Raw genomic sequence first — 20,382 nt, forward strand, 5'->3', positions numbered from 1 at the left:
ACCTAATTATATTTATTCATTAATTCAAGAAAAGATAATTTTGAAAAGTCTTCTATGCAAGAAATACTTTTATCAAAAATATTTTTTAATTCTTCTAATTCTATCCTTGAAAATTTTCCTAAAACATAATCTTTTATATCAATTTTATTTGTAGGTCTACCTATGCCAATTTTCAATCTATTAAATTCAGTACTATTTATATTCTCAATTATATTTTTTATACCTCTATGCCCTCCACTTCTTCCTTTATTTTTCAATTTGAAATTAGCTAATTTAGTATCTAAATCATCATATACTACTAATAAATCATCTTTTTTAATATCATAATAATTCATAAATTTTCTTACACTTTCTCCTGATAAATTCATAAAAGTGTTTGGTTTAACTAAAATATTTTTTTCATTATTTATATATGTTATTGTATATTCAGAATTGAATTTTTTTTTATCAAATTTTATGTCTTTACATTTTGCTAAATAATCTAATATTATAAATCCTATATTATGTCTTGTATTTTTATAATTTTCTCCAGGATTTCCTAATCCTACTATTAATTTCATAAAAACCTCCTCAAATAATAAAAGACAACAATTGTTGCCTTTTATTTATTTATTTTTATTTTTACTCAAATAAATCACTTACTGATTCATGTTTATGAATCCTATATATAGCTTTTCCCAATAATTCCCCTGTTGATAATGGAACCATCTTACTTATTTTTTTATTCTCTGGTATGTTTATAGTATCAGCATATACTAACTCTTTAATAGGAGAATTTTCCAATCTTTCTAATGCTGGTCCACTTAAAACAGCATGAGAGCAACTTGCATATACTTCTTTCGCTCCCTGTTTAAGTAAAGCTTTTGCACCTAATGTTATTGTTCCAGCCGTATCTATTATATCATCTATTAATATGCATGTTTTTCCTTGAATATTACCTACTATATTCATTACTTCTGCTACATTAGGTTTTGGTCTTCTTTTATCTATTATTGCTATAGGAGTATTAAGCTTATCAGCTAATTTTCTAGCTCTTGTAACTCCTCCGTGATCTGGAGAAACTACTACTACATCATCCAAATTATCTAATTTATTAGCGAAATATTTTGCTATAATTGGCACACACATTAAATGGTCAACAGGTATATTGAAAAATCCTTGTATTTGTAGTGCATGTAAATCTATGGCAATAACTCTATCTGCTCCTGCAGTTTCTATCAAATTAGCAACAAGTTTAGCTGTAATTGGTTCTCTGCTTCTTGCTTTTCTATCTTGTCTTGCATATCCATAGTATGGCATAACAACATTTATTGTATCTACAGAAGCTCTTTTTAGTGCATCAATCATTATTAAAAGTGTCATCAAAGTTTCATTTGCTGGACTACTAGTAGATTGTAACACAAAAACTTCACTACCTCGAACACTTTCTTCTATATTTATTGATATTTCACCATCGCTAAATTTTTTAACACTACATTTACTAAGTTTTATTCCTAACGTTTCCGCTACTTTCTCTGCTAATGGTATGTTAGAATCTAATGAAAATAACATAAGTGGTTTTTCTTCAACGAGCATTTTATTTCTCCTTAATTTAATATTATTAAAATTTCATTCTTATGTTATTTTATCACAAAGAATACTTCATTTCTATATAATTTATAAATAAAATAAAAATAGTAATAACAAAAATTATTACTATTTTTTTAATTAATTATATTTTTTTAAGATTTCTTTTAAATCTTCTTTACTTCTAAAGCCAGTAAGTTCTTCAATAACTTCATTATTTTTCATTATAAGCAATGTAGGAATAGACATAATTCCATGTTTAGCTGCAATTTCATGATTTTCATCAATATTAATTTTCATAAAATTAATATTTTCTAATTCTGGTTCTAATTCTTCTAATACTGGAGCTAACATTTTACAAGGACCACACCATGGTGCCCAAAAATCTATAAGATTTATCCCTTCATTATCTATTTCTTTATAAAAATTTTCATCATTTATTTGTTTCATTTTTTTCTCCTTATAATTATTTCATATTAACAACAGTGACTCCTAAACCACCTTCATTTTCATTACCAGATCTGAAATTTAATATATACTTGTTTTTTTCTAGATATTTAGCTATATTTTTTCTTAAAATCCCAGATCCTACTCCATGAATTATAGTAAATGAATCATACCCTGCTATAAGAACTTTATCAATATACTTTTCTACTTCAATTAATGCATCTTCAGTATTTTTTCCTATAACATTAACATCTAAAGATATATTATCATTATTTCTTTTAAAAATAAAGTTATTTGTTTTTTTATTTTCATCTTCTTTTTCTTCATTATTTAATAAAATAACTTCTTTTCTATTCAATACTATCTTTAAAAGACCTAATTTCACTTGAATTTTGTCATTTATAATTTTTGTAACTAATGCTTTTTGATTATATTTTATTACCAAAACACTGTCTCCTACAGATATTTTATCACAATTATTATTAGTTATATCTTTATTACAATTATCTGATAAATCATATCTAAGTTTTTCTATTTGTTGTATATAATCATTTATTTCATGTTGCTTTAGTGTTCTAGAATTGTCTTTCATGCTATTGTAAATATTTTTTATTTCTATTTTTTTAGATTCTATTTCTTCATTAAATTTTCGTTTTAAATTATTATTTAATACTTCCTTAGATTTTTTAAAGTCCTTTAATATGTGAATAAATGTACTTTCAATTTCATCTAAAGATTTTATTTGTTCATCTAAAAAAGCTATTTTGTCTGAATATTTTTTTATATTTTCAGAAAGTTTTTCTACATATAAATTATTTTCATTTTTTAAATTTTTCAAATTTTTTTCAGCATCAGCTATAATATCTTTTTCTAAACCTAACATATAAGAAATTTTAATTGCATTTGATTGCCCTGGAAGACCAATTATAAGCTTATAAGTAGGTTTAAGTGTTGTCAAATCAAAATATAAAGATGCATTTTTATAATAATTTGACTCATAGCAATAATTTTTTATTTCTGAATAATGAGTTGTACAAAAAATTGTTGCTTTCTTTTCTTTAAACTTATTTAATATTGCTATAGATAGTGCAGCTCCTTCTATTGGGTCAGTTCCAGAACATAATTCATCTAGTAAAACTATACTATTTTCATCAGAATTTTTTACTATATTTATAATGTTTTTTATATGTGATGAAAATGTAGATAAATTATTTTTTATAGATTGATTATCACCTATGTCTATAAAAATATCTTTATAATATCCTATTTTAGAATTAGCATCAGCTGGAATAAACATGCCTATATGAGCTAGAAAAATAGCCACCGCTAAACTTTTTAATAAAACTGTTTTTCCTCCTGTATTTGGTCCAGTTATTATTAAAGAATCTCCATTATTACTTAAAAATATATCATTTTTTACTCTATGTGATTCGTCAATTAATGGATTATATAAATTTTTTAATTTTATAATTTGATTATTTAAAATTATTGGAGGATTAAAATTTTTAGATATACAAAAATTCATTTTTGAAAAAGAAAATTCTATTTTTGAAAAATTGAGTAATGAATGTTCTAAAGAATTTGTTTCTTTTGATATTGTTTCCGTAACTAATTTTAAAATTCTATTTATTTCTTGCTTTTTCTCTCTTTTTAAAATAGAAATTTTATTGTAAATATTTACTATCTCATTAGGTTCAATATAAAAAGTGTTTCCTGTAGATGATTTATCATGAATAATACCATCAAAATCATTTTTAAATTCTGATTTTACTAATATTACATAATGATCATTTCTTTTAGTTATTATATTTTCAGATAGTTTATTCTGAAATTTTTTTACTATTGTTGCAACAGTATTTTCTAAAGATTTTTCAAATTTTAATATGTTTATATTTAATGTTTTAAGTTCATGAGATGCATCATTTCTTATATATCCATCTTCATCAAGGATTTTATTTAAAAAATTTAATAATTTAGTATGGTCTTCTACATTATCAAGATACCCTGATAATATTGGAAAATCATTTTCATCAAGCGTAGTTTTTTTAAAAAAATTTTTGAAATTTTTATATATTTTTAAATTATTTAATATTTTATATATTTCCTTTTCAGATAAAATACTTTTAATTTTAGATTTTTTTAATATATCATAGTAATCATATATCTTAAAATTTATTTCATTGCCATTATTTTTAATAAAATAATATGTTTCTAAATTTTCTTTGTGTATTTTTAACAATTCTTCATATGATTTAATATATTGTAAATTTTTGATTTTTTTTATAGACATTTCAGAAAAACAATATTTTTCTATATCATCCAATATCAAATCTAAATTTATTTTTTTTATAACAGACGTTTTCACAAAATCTCCTTTTATATATTTAATTTACATTTAATATATCAATTAAATAAAATATTCAAAACAATATTCTATTATATCAGATGTTTTATAGTAAATAAAATTTGAAAGCATTGATTTATTAATTTCATAATATAATATTTCATTTACTTTAAATGTCATTATTATATAAATAAAAATAAGTAATACTATATAGACTTGTAAAAATCCTAATATTCCTCCTAAAAATGAATTAGATATATTTATTAAAGGTAATTTAGATATTTTATTTAATAACCTAAATATAATTCTTATAATAAATTTTACTGAAATGAAAAAAATAAAAAATAAAATTATTTTCATTTGATTCTCAGACAAATTAATATTTTTAGAGAAAAAATCATTATTTTTTACAATATCGTCAATGTTAATGGTGCTGGCTATTAATAAAAAAATTCTCCTAGTCAACATAAATGATATTATTGAAGATATAAAAAAATTAATAAAATTTAATAGTGATTTTATCAATCCTTTTTTATATCCTCTAATAATACCATATAAAAATAAAACAATTATTATAATATCTATCATTATATTCTCCTTAAAGTAAAAAATGTTAATCAATAGACTAACATTTTTTATTCAACACTTATAATATATGGATATACTGGTTGTTGTGATTGTACTTGTTCAATCTCTACATCTGGATAATATTTAGAAATTAAATCTTTTAAAAATAATGTATTTTCCTCAATACTATCTTTTCCCAAATAAATTGTTATTATCTCAGAATCTTCGTCTACAGAATTATTTATAATATATTGCAATGTTTCCTTTATATTATTTTTAGAGCAAACTATCTTATCGTCTATAATTCCTATATAATCTGATTTTTTTATTTCTATTCCATCTAATTTAGTATCTCTAACTGCATATGTAATTTCTAACGTCTTAACCGTTTTTATTGCATTTTTCATATTTTCATAATTTTCATTAGGATCTTTTTCTTCATCAAAAATTAATAATGCCGATATTCCTTGTGGAGCTGACTTACTTTCAATTACGAAAACATTTTCACTAACAAGTTTGGCAGCTTGTTTTGCTGCTAATTTTACATTTTTATTATTTGGCAAAATATAAATATTTTCTGCATAAACAGATTTTATTGCATTTAAAATATCTTCTGTTGAAGGATTCATAGTTTGACCTCCTTCTACTACATAAGATACTCCATATTGTTTAAAAAGAGAAGATAATCCTGAACCCATAGATACTGTAATTATTGCATATTTTTTCTTTTCTTTGTTATTTCGGTTTTTTAAAACCTCTCTATGCTGTTCTCTCATATTTTCTGCTTTTATTTTTATCAATTCTCCATAACTTTGTCCATAATTAAATACATTCCCTGGATATTCAGAATGAATGTGTATTTTTACATATTCATTATCTGAAATGACTAAAAGAGAATCTCCAAATTTATTTAAATCTTCTTTAAATATTTTTTCATTATATGTTTTTTTATTTTTATCTAATCTTACAGTAAATTCAGTACAGTATCCATATTTAATATCCTCTGGAGAAATAAAATCCATTTTAGAATGTTCATTATCAAAATTCATATTAACTATATTAGTTTGAACATCAGAAATATTAGAAATTTCCTCTCCTTTTAATGAAGCTAAAAATCCTTGATATACACACACCAATCCTTGTCCACCAGAATCTACTACTCCTACTTCTTTTAAAATAGGTAACTTATTAGGCGTATCTTTTAAAGTGATTTCTGCAACTTTTAATATTTCTTCCATCACTTTTATTATTGAAGATGTACTATTAGATATTTTCACACCAGCTTCTGCAGATTCTCTTGCTACTGTTAAAATAGTACCTTCGACAGGTTTTATTACCGCTTCATATGCAATATCGACTCCATTTTTAAATGAATTAGCAAAATCTTTTGCATCTATTTCATTTTTATCTTCAATATATTGTGATAATCCTCTAAATAATTGGGACAAAATAACTCCAGAGTTACCTCTTGCTCCCATTAATAAACCTTTAGAGAAACTTTTTCCTACTTTTCCTATGCTTTCTTCTATATTTTTTTTAACTTCATTCGCTCCAGATGTCATTGATAAATTCATATTTGTTCCTGTATCTCCATCTGGTACTGGAAAAACATTTAGTGCATTAATTTTTTCTGCATTTCTTGATAAGTTTTTAGCTCCAATATCAATCATTTGTGCAAAAATTACTCCATTAATCTTTTCCAATTTTTTTAGCCTCCTATTTATCTACAACCTTTATTCCTTGTATATGAATATTTATCGAATTAATTTTAATTCCTAATGTTTTTTCTATTTGATATTTCACTGTTGACTGTACATTATTTGCAATTACTGATATTTTTGTTCCATATATTACAATTATATACATATCTATGTTTATAATATTTTCATCTCTGTTAACTACTATTCCCTTAGAATAATTTTCTTTTCCTAAAATTTCATTAATACCATCTTTTACTTGATTTTTACTTGCCATACCAACAATTCCATAGCAGCTAACAGCAGCACCACCAGCTACAGAAGCGACTACGTTGTCATTTATAAAAATAGTACCTAAATTATTTTTTATTTCGATAGCCATAAATTATCCTCCTAAATTGGTTTCTTCCCTACAAGTAAACATTGGTTAAATTATACAATGTTTATATAGAAATTACAAGTATAGAAAATATCTTATATTATAATTATAATAATTTTTTAAGATATTTCCCTGTATAACTTTTTTCACAACTAATAATTTCCTCTGGTTCCCCTTTTGTAATTATATTTCCTCCTAATTCTCCTCCTTCAGGTCCTAAATCTATAACGTAATCTGCAGATTTAATAACATCTAAATTATGCTCTATTATAACAATAGTATTACCCAAATCGGCTAATAAGTTAAGTATAGATAACAATTTTTTTATATCATCCATATGCAAACCTGTAGTAGGTTCATCAAGTATATATAGTGTTTTTCCTTCCGATTTTTTATGTAATTCACTTGCTAATTTTACTCTTTGTGCTTCTCCACCCGATAGAGTAGTAGAACTTTGTCCCAATTTTATGTATTCAAGACCTACATCAATCATTGTTTTTAATTTCTTCGAAATTTTTGGAATATTTATAAAAAAGTTATAAGCATCTTTTACTGTCATATCTAATATTTCTGATATATTTTTATCTTTATATTTTATTTCTAATGTTTCGTTATTATATCTTTTCCCATTACATTTATCACATAATACATAAACATCTGGTAGAAAATGCATCTCTATCTTAATAATACCATCACCACAACAGGATTCGCATCTCCCACCTTTTATATTAAAACTAAATCTACCTTTTTTATACCCTCTCAATTTTGCTTCATTTGTAATTGAATATAACTCTCTTATATCATCAAAAACACTTATATATGTTGCTGGATTACTTCTAGGAGTTCTACCAATAGGCTTTTGGTCTATCTGTATAACTCTATCAATGTTTTCTATTACTCCCTCTATACTTTTTAAAGAATTAGTATCAATTTTTTTATTATTTATTTTATTCATTGACTGCTTAAACAAAATTTCATTAATTAAAGTAGACTTGCCACTACCTGAAACTCCTGTAATAGCAATAAACTTACCTAAAGGTATTTTTAATGAAATATTTTTCAAATTATTTTTTTTTGCTCCTATTATTTCTATAAATTTACCATTTCCTTTTCTTCTATTTTTTGGAACAAGTATTTTTTTTCTTCCTGATAAATAATCTCCAGTTAATGATTTTTTATTTTTTATTATCTCTTCAGGTGTACCTTCAGCTATTACTTTTCCTCCGTTTACTCCCGCTTTAGGGCCTATATCAATAATATAATCACTAGATAAAATTGTTTCTTCGTCATGTTCTACAACTATAATAGAATTTCCTAAATCTCTCATTGATTTTATAGTATTTATTAATTTATTATTATCTCTTTGATGTAATCCTATAGATGGCTCATCTAAAACATAAGTTATTCCTGTCAGTTTAGAACCTATTTGAGTTGCCAATCTTATTCTTTGTGCTTCTCCTCCAGATAAAGTTCCACTTTCTCTATCTAGAGTTAAATATCCTAAACCTACATCATTTAAAAATTTAATTCTAGACGATATCTCTAATAAAATCAATTTAGAAATATTATATTCTTTTTCTGATAATTTTAGATTATTTATAAAACTATAACTGTTATTTATAGTCATAGAACAAAAATCCATAATATTTTTTCCGCCAATATAAACTGAAAGAATTTCTTTTTTTAATCTTTTACCATCACAATGTCTACATTTATCTTCTTTTATATATTTTTTCATTGCTTCTCTTATAGATTTTGTCATGCCTTGTTTATATCTTTTTAATACTATTTTCTCTAATCCTGAAAAATATTTATCCTTATTTATTATTTTTCCTTCATTGTTCTCATATATATGTTTAATTGTTGTTTCATTATTTCCATATATTAAAATCTGTTTTTTAGAATCTGGTAAATTTTTAAAAGGTATATTTCTATCTATATTAAATTTTTCGCATACTGATTTAATTAAATTCGGATAGAATGGGGATGTAGAATTTTCAAAAATACTTATTGCTCCTTCATTAATTGATAAATTTTGATTTATTATTTTATCTATATCAATCATCTCATTTATTCCCAATCCATTACACATTGAACAAGCTCCTTGAGGACTATTAAATGAAAATATGCTAGGTTCTAAATTAACTAATGAAAAGCCACAATATATGCAAGAATTTTTTGTAGAATAAGTAAATTCCTTATTACTAGTAACATCTTGAATTTCTACAGTAGCATTATTTGATAAATTTAAAGCACTTTCTACAGAGTCTGCTATTCTTTCTTTAATATTTTTTTTTATTATTAATCTATCAACAATAACACTAATGCTATGAAATTTATTTTTTTCTAATTCATGTATATCTTCTACATCATATATTACATTATCTATTTTAAATCTTACATAGCCTGTTTTTTTCAGTTTCTCTAATATAATCTTATGCGAACCTTTTTTATTTTTCACTATTGGGGCTATTATCATTATTTTATTCTTTTCTGGATAATTATATATTCTATCTACTATTTCAGAAATGGAAGTCGATTGAATTAATTCATTATGTATAGGACAATATATTTTCCCTATACGAGCATATAAGAGTCTTAAATAATCATATATTTCTGTTATTGTTGCAATTATTGAACGTGGATTTTGTGATGTAGTTTTTTGGCTAATTGCAATAGAAGGAGAAAGTCCTTCTATATAGTCTACATTAGGTTTTTTTATATTACCAAGAAATTGTCTTGCATAAGTATTTATACTTTCTATATATCTTCTTTGGCCTTCTGAATATATAGTATCAAAAGCTAATGAAGTTTTTCCACTCCCACTAACTCCTGTAATAACAACAAATTTGTTTTTGGGAATTTCTAAATTTATATTCTTTAAATTATTTTCATTTGCTCCTTTTATGATAATTTTATCATTTTTATTCATATTATTTTCCTATCTGCAATTACTCTACATCATTTCCATTTTTTCAGAAATATTATTTTTTTGTTCTTTTATATTTGCCACTATTGCTTCTGTTGATAAAAATAAACTTGATATACTCACTGCATTTTGTAGTGCTGTTCTTGTAACTTTTGTAGGATCAACAATCCCTGATTTAATCATATTTACCCATTTATCAGTAGATATATCATATCCTATTCCTGGTTCTTGTTTTTTTAATTTTGAAACTATTACACTACCTTCTAACCCTGCATTTTTTGATATTTGTCTTACTGGGGCTTCTAAAGCTTTTTTTACAATGTTAATCCCAGTTTTTATATCTCCTTTTGCTTTCAAATTATCTATTGGAATAAGTGCTTGAATTAATGCTGTTCCTCCTCCTGAAACAATTCCTTCTTCAACTGCAGCTTTTGTAGCATTAAGTGCATCTTCTATTCTCATTTTTTTCTCTTTAAGCTCTACCTCAGTAGCTGCTCCTACTTTAATTACAGCAACTCCTCCTGATATTTTTCCTAATCTTTCTTTATATTTATCTTTATCAAATTCAGAAATAGAATCTTTATATAGTGATTTTATCTGTTTTATTCTATCACTAATTTTATTCTTTTCACCTTTTCCATCAATTATAATTGTATTTTCTTTAGAAACTTTTATTTTATTAGATTTTCCTAAATAGCTAATATTAGCATCCTTTAATTTTATTCCAGTTTCATCTGTTATAAAAGTTGCTCCTGTTAATATTGCAATATCTTCTAAAATCGCCTTTCTTCTATCTCCAAAACTTGGAGCTTTAACAGCCACAACATTAAATATTCCTCTTAATTTATTTACAACCAGCTGTTGCGTTGCTTCTGAACCATAATCATTAGCTATAATTAATAATGGTTTTGTTTCTTTTACTACTTCTTCCAGTACTGGTAATATCTCAGAAATATTTGATATCTTATTATCAGTAACTAATATGTATGGATTATCTAAATCTGATATCATCTTTTCATTATCTGAAACCATATATGGAGATATATATCCTCTATTAAATTTCATTCCTTCTACTATTTCTAACGTTGTACTCAATGATTGGGATTCTTCTATAGTTATAACTCCATCATATCCAACTTTTTCCATAGCGTTAGATATATACTCTCCTATTTCTTTATCAGCAGATGATATAGAAGCAACCTGAGAAATTTCTTCTTTAGAACTTACACTTACAGAAATTTCTTTTAACTTCTTAATAGCTTCCTTTAGAGCTATCTCCATGCCTTTTCTTATTTCTATTGGACTTGCTCCGGAAACAACATTTTTTAGTCCTTCATTTATCATACACTGTGCTAATACTGTAGCAGTTGTTGTACCATCTCCTGCAACTTCATTAGTCTTATTAGCTACTTCTGCTACTAGTTTTGCTCCCATATTTTCGTATGGATCTTCTAATTCTATTTCTTTTGCAATTGTAACCCCATCATTTGTTATTATTGGTGATCCAAATTGTTGGTCTAAAACAACATTTCTTCCTTTAGGACCTAATGTAACTTTTACAGCATTAGCTAATTTATCTACACCTAATTTCATAAGTTGTCTTGCTTCTTCTGAATATTTTATTTTTTTTATCATATTAAATCTCCTGAAAAATTATTTTATACTTCATTTAATTATTGCAAATATTTCTTCTTCATTAACAATATAGAATGTTTCATTATTATAAGTAATTTTTTTAAAATTATTTCCAAAAATTACTTTATTATTGTCTTTTAAAAATTCTTTATTCAATTCACATTTTTCACCAATATTTATTATTTTTCCTATGTTTAGATCTTTATTGTAACTTGCATCCAAAATAATACCACTTGTTGTTAAATTATTTTCTTCTGCTTTTTTTAATATAACATTTTTAAATGTTGCTTTTATCATATACTTTCCTCCTTGTCATAATAATATTTTTATTGTTAATTATTTTAACAATTATAAGATAAATTTAATTATTCAGAAATAATAGGATTTAATTGAGATATTATTCTTGCTTTCCCTGATATTTTTAATGACAATATATCATTACTTAAATTTATTAATAAAACTTCTCCTTGATTTATAATTTCAAGATTTTCTTCATTTTTTAATAATTTTGTTATTACTTTAACGTTATTTTCTTCCCCTCTTATTAAAATATATGTTGCATCTTTCATAAAAACCTCTTATCCTTTTATTTTTAAATCTATATTTCTTACTAAATCAGAATTAGTTTCAAAAATCCCTGTTTTTTTAGTTGTTATAGTTTTTGATCCTGTTTTTTTTATTCCTCTCATAGCTATACACATATGTTCTGCTTCTATAATCACATATGTTCCTTTTGGATTTAATTTTTCATCAATAGCTTTTGAAATCATATTAGTCATATTTTCTTGTATTTGTAATCTTTTACTTGCATTCTCTACTACTCTTACTATTTTACTTAGCCCAGTTATCTTATTTTTATTAGGGATATATGCAACATGGCACAATCCATAAAATGGTAACATATGATGCTCACACAATGAATAAAATTCTATATCTTTTATCAAAATTGGTTCATCAGTTTCAGACTCAAAAAAAGTATCTATTTCTTCTTTTGGATCTTCTCCTGTTTTACATAAGAGTTCACTGTACATATTCGCACAGCGTTCAGGAGTTTTTAATAATCCTTTTCTTGTGACATCTTCACCTATATTTATAAGTAGTTTTTGTATTAAATTTTTGAAATCTTCTTTGTTGTTCAAATTCTTCTCCTTTTAAAATAATAAAAAAGTTATCAAATTAATTGATAACTTTTTTAAATACTATTTTACAGCATCTTTTAATGATTTTCCTGCCTTAAATGCTGGAACTTTCGTTGCTGGAATTTCTATTTCAACATTAGTTTGAGGATTACGTCCTTTTCTTGCTGCTCTTTCTCTTACTTCAAAGTTACCAAATCCTATGATTTGTATTTTTTCTCCTTTTGCTAATGTTTCTTCTACTGTTTCAACAAATGCTTCTATAGCCGCTGTAGCTTGTTTTTTTTGCAATTCAGCTTTTTCAGCAACTTTCGCAATTAATTCTGATTTATTCATTAATAAATATCCTCCAATATATTGATATAGCAACAAGTGCTACTCTACTCAATAAATATTACCATACTAGCACTGTTTTATCAATAGTTTAATTTAAAATTTAATTAAAATTCATTTAATTCTAATGATGTAATACCTGTCATTAAGTTTTTCAAACACTCTTTTGCTTCTTTTCCTTCATATAGTACTTTATAAATATTATCTGTTATTGGCATATATACATTTTTTTCTTTAGCCAAATTATAGCACACTTTAGTTGTAAGTACTCCTTCAGCTACCATATTTAATTTGTTTACTGCTTCATTTAATGAATATCCCTTGCCTATCAGCAATCCACAATTATAGTTTCTAGAATGTTTAGACGTACAAGTTACAATTAAATCTCCTATACCTCCTAACCCTAAAAAAGTAAGTTCTTTTGCCCCCATTTTTTTTCCCATTCTTGTTATTTCTATTAAGCCTCTTGTTATAAATGCCGCTTTTGCATTATCGCCTAAATTAAGACCATCTATTATACCACAACCTAGTGCTATAATATTTTTTAATGCTCCGCCTATTTCAACACCTATAACGTCATGATTTACATATATTCTAAAGTATTCATTTTGAAATGTATTTTTAACTATTTTTGCAAGTTCATTATCATCTGTAGCTATGGCTACTACAGTAGGTCTTCTTAATATAAGTTCTTCCGCATGAGACGGTCCACTTAATACACCAACTGATTTTATTTTATTAATTGTATTAACAATTACTTCAGACATTCTATAATTTGTTTTTAATTCTAATCCTTTAGAAACATGAATTATATATTTTTCTGATGTTAAAACGGTATTAATTTTCTCGCAAATACTTCTCATTGCTTTGGTAGGCACTGCAATAACAATTAAATCAGCAAAATTAACTGCCTCTTCTAAATCCATAGTTGCTTTTAATTTTGTAGGTAATATAGTATTTTTTAAATATCTTTTATTAGTATGTTCTATATTTATTTCATTTAATGTCTTTTCGTTTCTACAGTACAACAGACATTCATGATTATTATCTATTATCACTTGAGATAATGCAGTACCCCAACTACCTGAACCAATTACTGAAATTTTCATACTTATTCTCCATTTATATTTAATTTCTTTTTCTTGCTAATAATCTAATAGGTGTTCCTTTAAAATCAAATGCTTCTCTAATCCTATTTTCTAAAAATCTTTCATATGAGAAGTGTAATAATTCTGGATAATTTACAAATAAAACAAATGTAGGAGGACATATCGCTACTTGAGAAGAATAAAATATATTTAATCTTTTTCCCTTATCTTGAGGAGTAGGATTCATTGATATGGCATCGTTAATTAAATCATTTAACAAGGATGACTGTATCCTTTTGTTGTTATTTAAGTAGCTTTCATTAATCAAATCAAATATATTAAAAATTCTTTTTTTAGTTTTTGCTGATACAAAAATAATTTTTGCATAGGATAAATACTGAAAATTATCACGTATATTATCTTCAAACTCTTTTAAAGTATTATTATTTTTTTCGATTAGATCCCATTTATTTACCACTATTATTACACCTTTTCCAGATTCATGTGCGTATCCTGCAATTTTTTTATCTTGCTCTATTATTCCTTCATTTGCATTAATAATAACTAATACTACGTCAGATCTATCGATTGCCTTTAAAGTTCTTAAAACTGAATACTTTTCACAAGATTCATATATTTTTCCTCTTTTTCTTATACCTGCAGTATCAATAACGGTATATTGTTTTTTATTATATATAAAATCAGTATCTATAGCGTCCCTGGTAGTCCCTGCTATCTCAGATGATATAACTCTCTCTTCTCCTAATAAACAATTTATTATACTAGATTTCCCAACATTTGGTCTTCCTATTAAAGAAAATTTCAAATTCTCTTTATTTTTTTCTTCATCAAAATTTTTATTTTTAAAATTTTCACATACTCTATCTAATAAATCTCCTATTCCCAGTCCATGAGATCCTGATATAGCCAAAGGTTCTCCGAAACCAAGTGAATAAAAATCATATGTTAAATATTTTAAATCAAAATTATCTATTTTATTAATAGCAAGTACCACTGGTTTATTAGATTTATATAATAATTTTGCTATTTCCTTATCATCTTCTGTTAAACCATTTTTTCCATCAGCTAAAAAAATTATAACATCTGCTTCATCTATTGCTAGTTCAGCTTGTGCTCTTATTTGTTTTTGAAATGGTTTATTTTCTATTTGTATACCACCAGTATCGATTATAAAAAATTTATTATTTAACCACTCACCTTGTGAATATATTCTATCTCTTGTAACTCCTTCAATATTTTCTACTATAGAAATTTTATCTCCAACAATCTTATTGAAAATAGTTGATTTACCTACATTAGGTCTGCCTATTATTGCAATTGTAGGATTAGACATGTTTAACCTCCTATTTTTAAAAAATAATAGTAATAGAAAAATTCTATTACTATTATGGACAATTTACTATTATTTTAATTCTTTAAATTTATCAGCTAAACTAAATTCAGAATTTTCTGATTTTAAGTATGAAGTATCAAATGAGTTTTCATCATCTTCTTTTTTATCTATTTTTTTTACTGGTTTTTCTTTAGTTTCTTTTATAGATAATGATAATCTTTTTTTATCGAAATCTACATCCAACACTTTTACTTTTACTAATTCATCACGTTTTAGCACATCTTCTATTTTTTCTACTCTATCATATGATATTTGTGAAATATGTACAAGGCCTTCTACTCCGTCCATAACTTCTACGAAAGCACCAAAATCTGTTATATTTTTTACCTTACCTTCTAGTTCATCACCTACAGATATTTCTTTTGTAGCAATTTCCCATGGTGTCGGTAATAATTTTTTTATAGATAAAGCAACTTTATTATTTTCTTTATCAAGGTTTATTACTGCAACTTTTACAATATCTCCTATTTTAAGTACATCTTCTATTTTTTTGAAACGATTATGAGAAATTTCCGAAATATGTACTAATCCATCAATATCCCCTATATTTACAAATGCCCCAAAATTGGCAATTCTTATTACTTTACCTTCTAGTTCATCGCCTACATTAAGTGAATTTAAAATATCTTTTATTTTTTTATCTTTTTCTTCTTCTAATAATGTTTTTCTATCAAGAATTAATCTACCTTTTGCTCTATCAATTTCAGCTATTTTAAACTTATATTCTTTATTTAAATAATTTTGTAAATTTTTAACAAATTTTATATCAATTAATGAAGCCGGTACAAATGCTCTAATTCCTTTTATGTTAGCTAATAATCCTCCTTTTATCACTGAGGATACAGTAGCATCTATTAAATCATTATTTTGATGTTTAGCAATGATTTCTTCCCATTCAGAATCTAATTCTTTCTTATACTCTTGATTTTCTATAGCTTTTCTAGAAAGATATATAACTCCAGGAACTTCTTCAGATTTTTTTTCTCTATCAGCTCTAATCCCTGTAACAATTGCTTCTATTTCTTCTCCTATTTTTAAGAAATCAGATATATTTTTAACAAATTTACGTGATATCTGATTTTTTAAAATAACACAATCATATTGTGCTCCTGAAACATCAACATATGCTTTATTTTCTTCTATTGCCGATACGGTTCCAGTTACTTTATCTCCTTTCTTTAACATTTCTGTGCTATTCAATAATTCTTCAAATGAAGTCGTCATTACTTCTTTGTCCTCCTAATATTACAATACTATATTTAATTATACATCAAAATATCATTAATGTCACTTATTTTGTAATTTATTTTTTTGTATTCTATCTAAAAAAGTTTTCTCTTCTTCATTTAGAGTATATTTCTTTAATAAATCAGGCCTTCTATTATAAGTTTTCATTAAACTATTATATAATTTATATTCCTTTATTTTTTTATGGTTACCTGAAAATAAAACCTCTGGTACTTTCATTCCCTTGAATTCTCTAGGTCTAGTGTATTGTGGATATTCTAAAAGTCCAGTTGTAAATGTATCTTCCATATGTGATTCTTCCTTACTTAAAACATTAGGAATCAATCTTGTTATACTATCAATAATTGTCATTGCAGCTAACTCGCCACCTGTTAAAACGAAGTCTCCCAAGGAAATTTCATCAGTTACTAAAAAATCTCTTATTCTTTCATCATATCCTTCATAATGTCCACAAATAAAAACTAAATGTTCTTCTTTAGATAATTCTTCTGCTTTTTTCTGATTAAATTTCTCTCCTTGAGGACATAATAATATAACTTTAGTTTTTTCATTCTTACCTAAAAAGTTGAGTGCATTATATATTGGTTCTACTTTTAATATCATACCATGCCCTCCCCCATAAGGATAATCATCTACTTGATTATGTTTATTATTTGAAAATTTTCTAAAATCTACTGTATTTAAATGTATTATTTTTTTTTCTTGAGCTTTTCCTATAATTGAATAATTTAATGCATTAAACATCTCAGGAAAAAGTGTTAAAATATCTATTTTCATTAATTTAGCAATCCTTCTATTACATTAATAGTTATTTTTTTTTCATTCACATCTATTTTTTTCACTACTTCTTCTATAAAGGGAATATAAAAAAGATTATTATTATCGTCTTTCATTTCCCATACATCATTAGCTCCAGTTTTAAAAATGTTAGTTATTACTCCTAAATTATTATTTTTTTCATCATAAACCTTGGAATTTATAATTTGATAAAAATAATATTCATTATTTTCTAGGTCATCAACTAAATTTGAATCAATTTTCAATTCACAATTTTTATATTTTTCTGCTTCATCTATACTATCAATTCCTAAAAATTTTACATAATAACACCCTTTATATTTTCTTGACGATGCTACTTTTACATCTCTTATAATTTCACCCCTTTTTGTGATATGTAATACATAATTATGATTTAACCTTTCCTCAATAGAATCACTAGTTGAAATTATTTTCAATTCTCCTTTTAGTGCATGAACATTAACAATCTTTCCTACTTTAAGTAACATACAATTCTCCTATTTTTTTAATTTAATTCTTACATAATATGAAATATTTTCTATGAAAATAACTGTTAAAGATAATAATATTAATATAATTGATACCCTACTCCAATTTCTAAATTCTATATTATTTGAAAGAAGTTGACCTATACCTCCAGCTCCTACCATTCCTAAAATAGTTGAATTTTTAATATTCATCTCAAATCTGTATAGCATTATAGAAATAAATTCAGGAAAATATTCTTTAAATAATACATTTTTATAACATAAAAAATCACTTATTCCCAAAGATTTTAAATATAACAAAACGTTATTTTCTTTATTTTCAATAATTTCTCCAAACATTTTTGTCATAACTCCTACTGTGTATATTAACAACGCAAAAAAACTACTTAAATATCCTGGGCCTAATAAACAGAAAAAAAAGATAGAACTTATAACAGGAGGTATTGTTCTAAATATATTTACCATTATTTTTATACAAAAAGTGAAATATTTATTAAAAAACCTAGAAAAATAAAAATAAGATAAAAAAACAACAATAATAGATGCGACAAATGTAGAAGTAAAACTTATAATTATACTAATAGTTAAAAAAAAGATAGATTTTGAAATATAACCATAATCTATACTAACAATCCCAATAAGCATTATTTTTAAATAAGATATTCCTTTATGTAATTTATCTAAATCAATATTAATAATCTTAAAAAAAAGAATAATATTTATTAAAAATATTACAAAATAAAATACTTTACTATATCTATTTTCGCTAAAAATAAAGGCATATTTTCTAAAAAAATAACTAATTAGGTCAATTAAAGCTATTATAACAATAAGTATACATATAATCAATATTACAGAACTATATCTTAAATAATTTAATTCTCTCCATAATATTCTACCTATGCCACCAGCACCCACTAAACCTAAAATACTCGCTCCTCTAATATTAGATTCTAATACTAAAAAAAAGACACTCATTATATTTGGTTTTAAATTTTCCTTTAAAATTATTTTATATATCTTAAACTTTGAAAATCCTAATGAATAAAGTGTTTTTAAATTTTTTTCATTAGTTTCCTCTGCAATTTCTTTTAAAATTTTTGATGACATAAGAACACTTATAATATAAAGACATAAAAATCCGCTAAAATTCCCTACACTAAATAAACTTACTAATATAGCTGCAATTATTAAAGAAGGAATTGTTCTTGCTATAGAAAAAATACTAGAAAATATTTTAGGAAATATCTTTTTATTAAACAATATATTAATTTGAATTGGTAATATAAAAATAGTGGTAAATATACCAAAAATAGTAGAAGATATGGCTAAGAATAAGGTTTCTAATAAGGGATAATACAGCATTTCCATTATATTAAAATCTCTCATATTAATTCTTGATGAAAAAATATTAAAATTTAAACTCGTTATTCTTATGCTATTTAGATTATAAAAATTATAAAATAATATAGCAAAAAGAAAAATAATCAAATATTTTAAAATAATATTTAACTTATTTTTAAACATATAAGTCTTCAATTTCATCATTAGTTACTTCCTCTGTATTTTTATAAAATATAACTTTACCTTCTTTGATGCCTATAATCTTATCAGAATATTTTTTTGCAATTTTTACATCATGAAGGCTCATAATTATAGTAATTTTTCTATTTTTATTTAAATCGCTAAATAGTGTCATAATTTCTTCAGAATTTTTTATGTCTAAACTACTTATCGGTTCATCTGCTAATATTAAATCAGGTTCTTGACAAAGCATTCTTGCAATTGCTAATCTTTGTTTTTGCCCTCCGGATAAATATTTTGTTTTTCTATATATATCTTTATCTGATAATCCTACTTTATGAAGTGACATTATGGCCTTTTTATATTCATTTTTAGTATATACATTTAATAAAGTTTGAAATATATTTTTTCTTGATAAAAAAGGTAACATAGTGTTTTCTAAAACATTCAAATTATTAAAAACATTATAATCTTGAAATATTATTCCTGTTTTCCTTCTTATTTTTTTCATATTTTTAGTACTTAATTTTCCAATATCTTTATTGTCTATTATCACCTTACCTGTAAATTTTATGAATTTATTAATACTATTAAGAAGAGTTGATTTTCCTGCTCCACTTTTTCCTAAAATAACTATAAAATCTCCATTATTCACAAAAAAATTTAAATTATCTAATATTATCTTATTGCCATATTTTACCGTTAAATTTCTAATTAATATCTTTTGCAAAAAAATCACTCCTATAAAATCTTAAAAATTATTATAACATTTAATTTTCTAAATATAAA

General features: G+C 24.4%; 20 protein-coding genes. All 20 read right to left on the reverse strand.

The genetic code is table 11. The features are described 5' to 3' along the window. Positions 1 to 2: 2 nt before the first annotated feature. The 20 genes from pth to phnC all read right to left on the reverse strand — a co-directional run bounded on the left by pth (position 3) and on the right by phnC (position 20,323). Complete coding sequence (gene pth, locus HMPREF1871_RS02070) at positions 3 to 560, reverse strand: aminoacyl-tRNA hydrolase (protein ID WP_066129392.1); 558 nt, start codon at positions 558 to 560, stop codon at positions 3 to 5. Positions 561 to 621: 61 nt separating this feature from the next. Next, positions 622 to 1,575, reverse strand: coding sequence for a ribose-phosphate diphosphokinase (locus HMPREF1871_RS02075; RefSeq protein ID WP_066129395.1), 954 nt, complete (start codon positions 1,573 to 1,575; stop codon positions 622 to 624). A gap of 132 nt (positions 1,576 to 1,707) precedes the next feature. Beyond that, positions 1,708 to 2,016 carry a thioredoxin gene (trxA, locus tag HMPREF1871_RS02080; protein WP_066129398.1) on the reverse strand — a complete coding sequence of 103 codons (309 nt, stop codon included), beginning with the start codon at positions 2,014 to 2,016 and terminating at the stop codon, positions 1,708 to 1,710. A 16-nt stretch (positions 2,017 to 2,032) separates the two neighbouring features. Continuing rightward, on the reverse strand, positions 2,033 to 4,378 hold the full coding sequence (locus tag HMPREF1871_RS02085; RefSeq protein ID WP_066129400.1) for an endonuclease MutS2: 2,346 nt from the start codon (positions 4,376 to 4,378) through the stop codon (positions 2,033 to 2,035). Positions 4,379 to 4,420: 42 nt separating this feature from the next. Then, positions 4,421 to 4,945, reverse strand: a complete 525-nt coding sequence (locus tag HMPREF1871_RS02090; protein WP_066129403.1) for a CvpA family protein — start codon at positions 4,943 to 4,945, stop codon at positions 4,421 to 4,423. A gap of 47 nt (positions 4,946 to 4,992) precedes the next feature. Further along, positions 4,993 to 6,594, reverse strand: a complete 1,602-nt coding sequence (locus HMPREF1871_RS02095; RefSeq protein WP_066129465.1) for a DAK2 domain-containing protein — start codon at positions 6,592 to 6,594, stop codon at positions 4,993 to 4,995. A gap of 46 nt (positions 6,595 to 6,640) precedes the next feature. Continuing rightward, entirely contained in the window at positions 6,641 to 7,003 is a 363-nt protein-coding gene (locus HMPREF1871_RS02100) for an Asp23/Gls24 family envelope stress response protein (RefSeq protein ID WP_066129407.1), read from the reverse strand. Between the two features lie 103 nt (positions 7,004 to 7,106). Then, a complete protein-coding gene (gene uvrA / locus HMPREF1871_RS02105; RefSeq protein WP_066129410.1) occupies positions 7,107 to 9,932 on the reverse strand; it encodes an excinuclease ABC subunit UvrA in 2,826 nt (941 codons plus the stop codon). Between the two features lie 24 nt (positions 9,933 to 9,956). Further along, the gene (gene groL, locus HMPREF1871_RS02110; RefSeq protein ID WP_066129413.1) at positions 9,957 to 11,564 is read right to left on the reverse strand and encodes a chaperonin GroEL; all 1,608 of its coding nucleotides are present in this window, start codon (positions 11,562 to 11,564) and stop codon (positions 9,957 to 9,959) included. 30 nt (positions 11,565 to 11,594) lie between these two features. Continuing rightward, the gene (locus HMPREF1871_RS02115) at positions 11,595 to 11,861 is read right to left on the reverse strand and encodes a co-chaperone GroES family protein (protein ID WP_066129416.1); all 267 of its coding nucleotides are present in this window, start codon (positions 11,859 to 11,861) and stop codon (positions 11,595 to 11,597) included. A gap of 68 nt (positions 11,862 to 11,929) precedes the next feature. Further along, positions 11,930 to 12,133 (reverse strand): trp RNA-binding attenuation protein MtrB, encoded by a 204-nt coding sequence (gene mtrB / locus HMPREF1871_RS02120; RefSeq protein ID WP_066129418.1) that lies wholly within the window; start codon positions 12,131 to 12,133, stop codon positions 11,930 to 11,932. A 9-nt stretch (positions 12,134 to 12,142) separates the two neighbouring features. Then, entirely contained in the window at positions 12,143 to 12,703 is a 561-nt protein-coding gene (gene folE, locus HMPREF1871_RS02125) for a GTP cyclohydrolase I FolE (RefSeq protein WP_066129422.1), read from the reverse strand. A 60-nt stretch (positions 12,704 to 12,763) separates the two neighbouring features. Then, positions 12,764 to 13,036 (reverse strand): HU family DNA-binding protein, encoded by a 273-nt coding sequence (locus HMPREF1871_RS02130; RefSeq protein WP_066129425.1) that lies wholly within the window; start codon positions 13,034 to 13,036, stop codon positions 12,764 to 12,766. Between the two features lie 104 nt (positions 13,037 to 13,140). Further along, positions 13,141 to 14,142: an NAD(P)H-dependent glycerol-3-phosphate dehydrogenase gene (locus HMPREF1871_RS02135; RefSeq protein ID WP_066129428.1), complete on the reverse strand. Its 1,002-nt coding sequence runs from the start codon at positions 14,140 to 14,142 to the stop codon at positions 13,141 to 13,143. A 19-nt stretch (positions 14,143 to 14,161) separates the two neighbouring features. Continuing rightward, the gene (der, locus tag HMPREF1871_RS02140) at positions 14,162 to 15,475 is read right to left on the reverse strand and encodes a ribosome biogenesis GTPase Der (RefSeq protein ID WP_066129431.1); all 1,314 of its coding nucleotides are present in this window, start codon (positions 15,473 to 15,475) and stop codon (positions 14,162 to 14,164) included. A gap of 69 nt (positions 15,476 to 15,544) precedes the next feature. Continuing rightward, positions 15,545 to 16,759 carry a 30S ribosomal protein S1 gene (rpsA, locus tag HMPREF1871_RS02145; RefSeq protein ID WP_066129434.1) on the reverse strand — a complete coding sequence of 405 codons (1,215 nt, stop codon included), beginning with the start codon at positions 16,757 to 16,759 and terminating at the stop codon, positions 15,545 to 15,547. Between the two features lie 63 nt (positions 16,760 to 16,822). After that, positions 16,823 to 17,560: a tRNA (guanosine(37)-N1)-methyltransferase TrmD gene (gene trmD / locus HMPREF1871_RS02150; RefSeq protein WP_066129437.1), complete on the reverse strand. Its 738-nt coding sequence runs from the start codon at positions 17,558 to 17,560 to the stop codon at positions 16,823 to 16,825. Beyond that, positions 17,560 to 18,069, reverse strand: a complete 510-nt coding sequence (gene rimM / locus HMPREF1871_RS02155) for a ribosome maturation factor RimM (RefSeq protein ID WP_066129440.1) — start codon at positions 18,067 to 18,069, stop codon at positions 17,560 to 17,562. The genes trmD and rimM overlap by 1 nt, the downstream gene beginning before the upstream one ends. Positions 18,070 to 18,078: 9 nt before the next feature. Further along, positions 18,079 to 19,617 carry a PhnE/PtxC family ABC transporter permease gene (locus HMPREF1871_RS02160; protein ID WP_232297344.1) on the reverse strand — a complete coding sequence of 513 codons (1,539 nt, stop codon included), beginning with the start codon at positions 19,615 to 19,617 and terminating at the stop codon, positions 18,079 to 18,081. Then, positions 19,589 to 20,323 (reverse strand): phosphonate ABC transporter ATP-binding protein, encoded by a 735-nt coding sequence (gene phnC / locus HMPREF1871_RS02165; RefSeq protein ID WP_083505609.1) that lies wholly within the window; start codon positions 20,321 to 20,323, stop codon positions 19,589 to 19,591. Before phnC ends, HMPREF1871_RS02160 begins: the two co-directional genes overlap by 29 nt. Positions 20,324 to 20,382: the final 59 nt, after the last annotated feature.

The sequence above is a fragment of the Gemelliphila asaccharolytica genome, assembly GCF_001553005.1.
Lineage (GTDB): Bacteria > Bacillota > Bacilli > Staphylococcales > Gemellaceae > Gemelliphila > Gemelliphila asaccharolytica.

Excerpts from the sequence above, each read along its gene's own strand:
- rpsA (WP_066129434.1), bottom strand. The coding sequence starts at position 16,759 with ATGACGACTTCATTTGAAGAATTATTGAATAGCACAGAAATGTTAAAG.
- trmD (WP_066129437.1), bottom strand. The coding sequence starts at position 17,560 with ATGAAAATAGATATTTTAACACTTTTTCCTGAGATGTTTAATGCATTA.
- HMPREF1871_RS02115 (WP_066129416.1), bottom strand. The coding sequence starts at position 11,861 with ATGATAAAAGCAACATTTAAAAATGTTATATTAAAAAAAGCAGAAGAA.
- uvrA (WP_066129410.1), bottom strand. The coding sequence starts at position 9,932 with ATGAATAAAAATGATAAAATTATCATAAAAGGAGCAAATGAAAATAAT.
- HMPREF1871_RS02095 (WP_066129465.1), bottom strand. The coding sequence starts at position 6,594 with ATGATTGATATTGGAGCTAAAAACTTATCAAGAAATGCAGAAAAAATT.
- mtrB (WP_066129418.1), bottom strand. The coding sequence starts at position 12,133 with ATGAAAGATGCAACATATATTTTAATAAGAGGGGAAGAAAATAACGTT.
- HMPREF1871_RS02100 (WP_066129407.1), bottom strand. The coding sequence starts at position 7,003 with ATGGCTATCGAAATAAAAAATAATTTAGGTACTATTTTTATAAATGAC.
- HMPREF1871_RS02135 (WP_066129428.1), bottom strand. The coding sequence starts at position 14,142 with ATGAAAATTTCAGTAATTGGTTCAGGTAGTTGGGGTACTGCATTATCT.
- rimM (WP_066129440.1), bottom strand. The coding sequence starts at position 18,069 with ATGTTACTTAAAGTAGGAAAGATTGTTAATGTTCATGCACTAAAAGGA.
- HMPREF1871_RS02160 (WP_232297344.1), bottom strand. The coding sequence starts at position 19,617 with ATGATGAAATTGAAGACTTATATGTTTAAAAATAAGTTAAATATTATT.
- pth (WP_066129392.1), bottom strand. The coding sequence starts at position 560 with ATGAAATTAATAGTAGGATTAGGAAATCCTGGAGAAAATTATAAAAAT.
- HMPREF1871_RS02075 (WP_066129395.1), bottom strand. The coding sequence starts at position 1,575 with ATGCTCGTTGAAGAAAAACCACTTATGTTATTTTCATTAGATTCTAAC.
- groL (WP_066129413.1), bottom strand. The coding sequence starts at position 11,564 with ATGATAAAAAAAATAAAATATTCAGAAGAAGCAAGACAACTTATGAAA.
- trxA (WP_066129398.1), bottom strand. The coding sequence starts at position 2,016 with ATGAAACAAATAAATGATGAAAATTTTTATAAAGAAATAGATAATGAA.
- der (WP_066129431.1), bottom strand. The coding sequence starts at position 15,475 with ATGTCTAATCCTACAATTGCAATAATAGGCAGACCTAATGTAGGTAAA.
- HMPREF1871_RS02130 (WP_066129425.1), bottom strand. The coding sequence starts at position 13,036 with ATGAATAAATCAGAATTAATTGCGAAAGTTGCTGAAAAAGCTGAATTG.
- HMPREF1871_RS02090 (WP_066129403.1), bottom strand. The coding sequence starts at position 4,945 with ATGATAGATATTATAATAATTGTTTTATTTTTATATGGTATTATTAGA.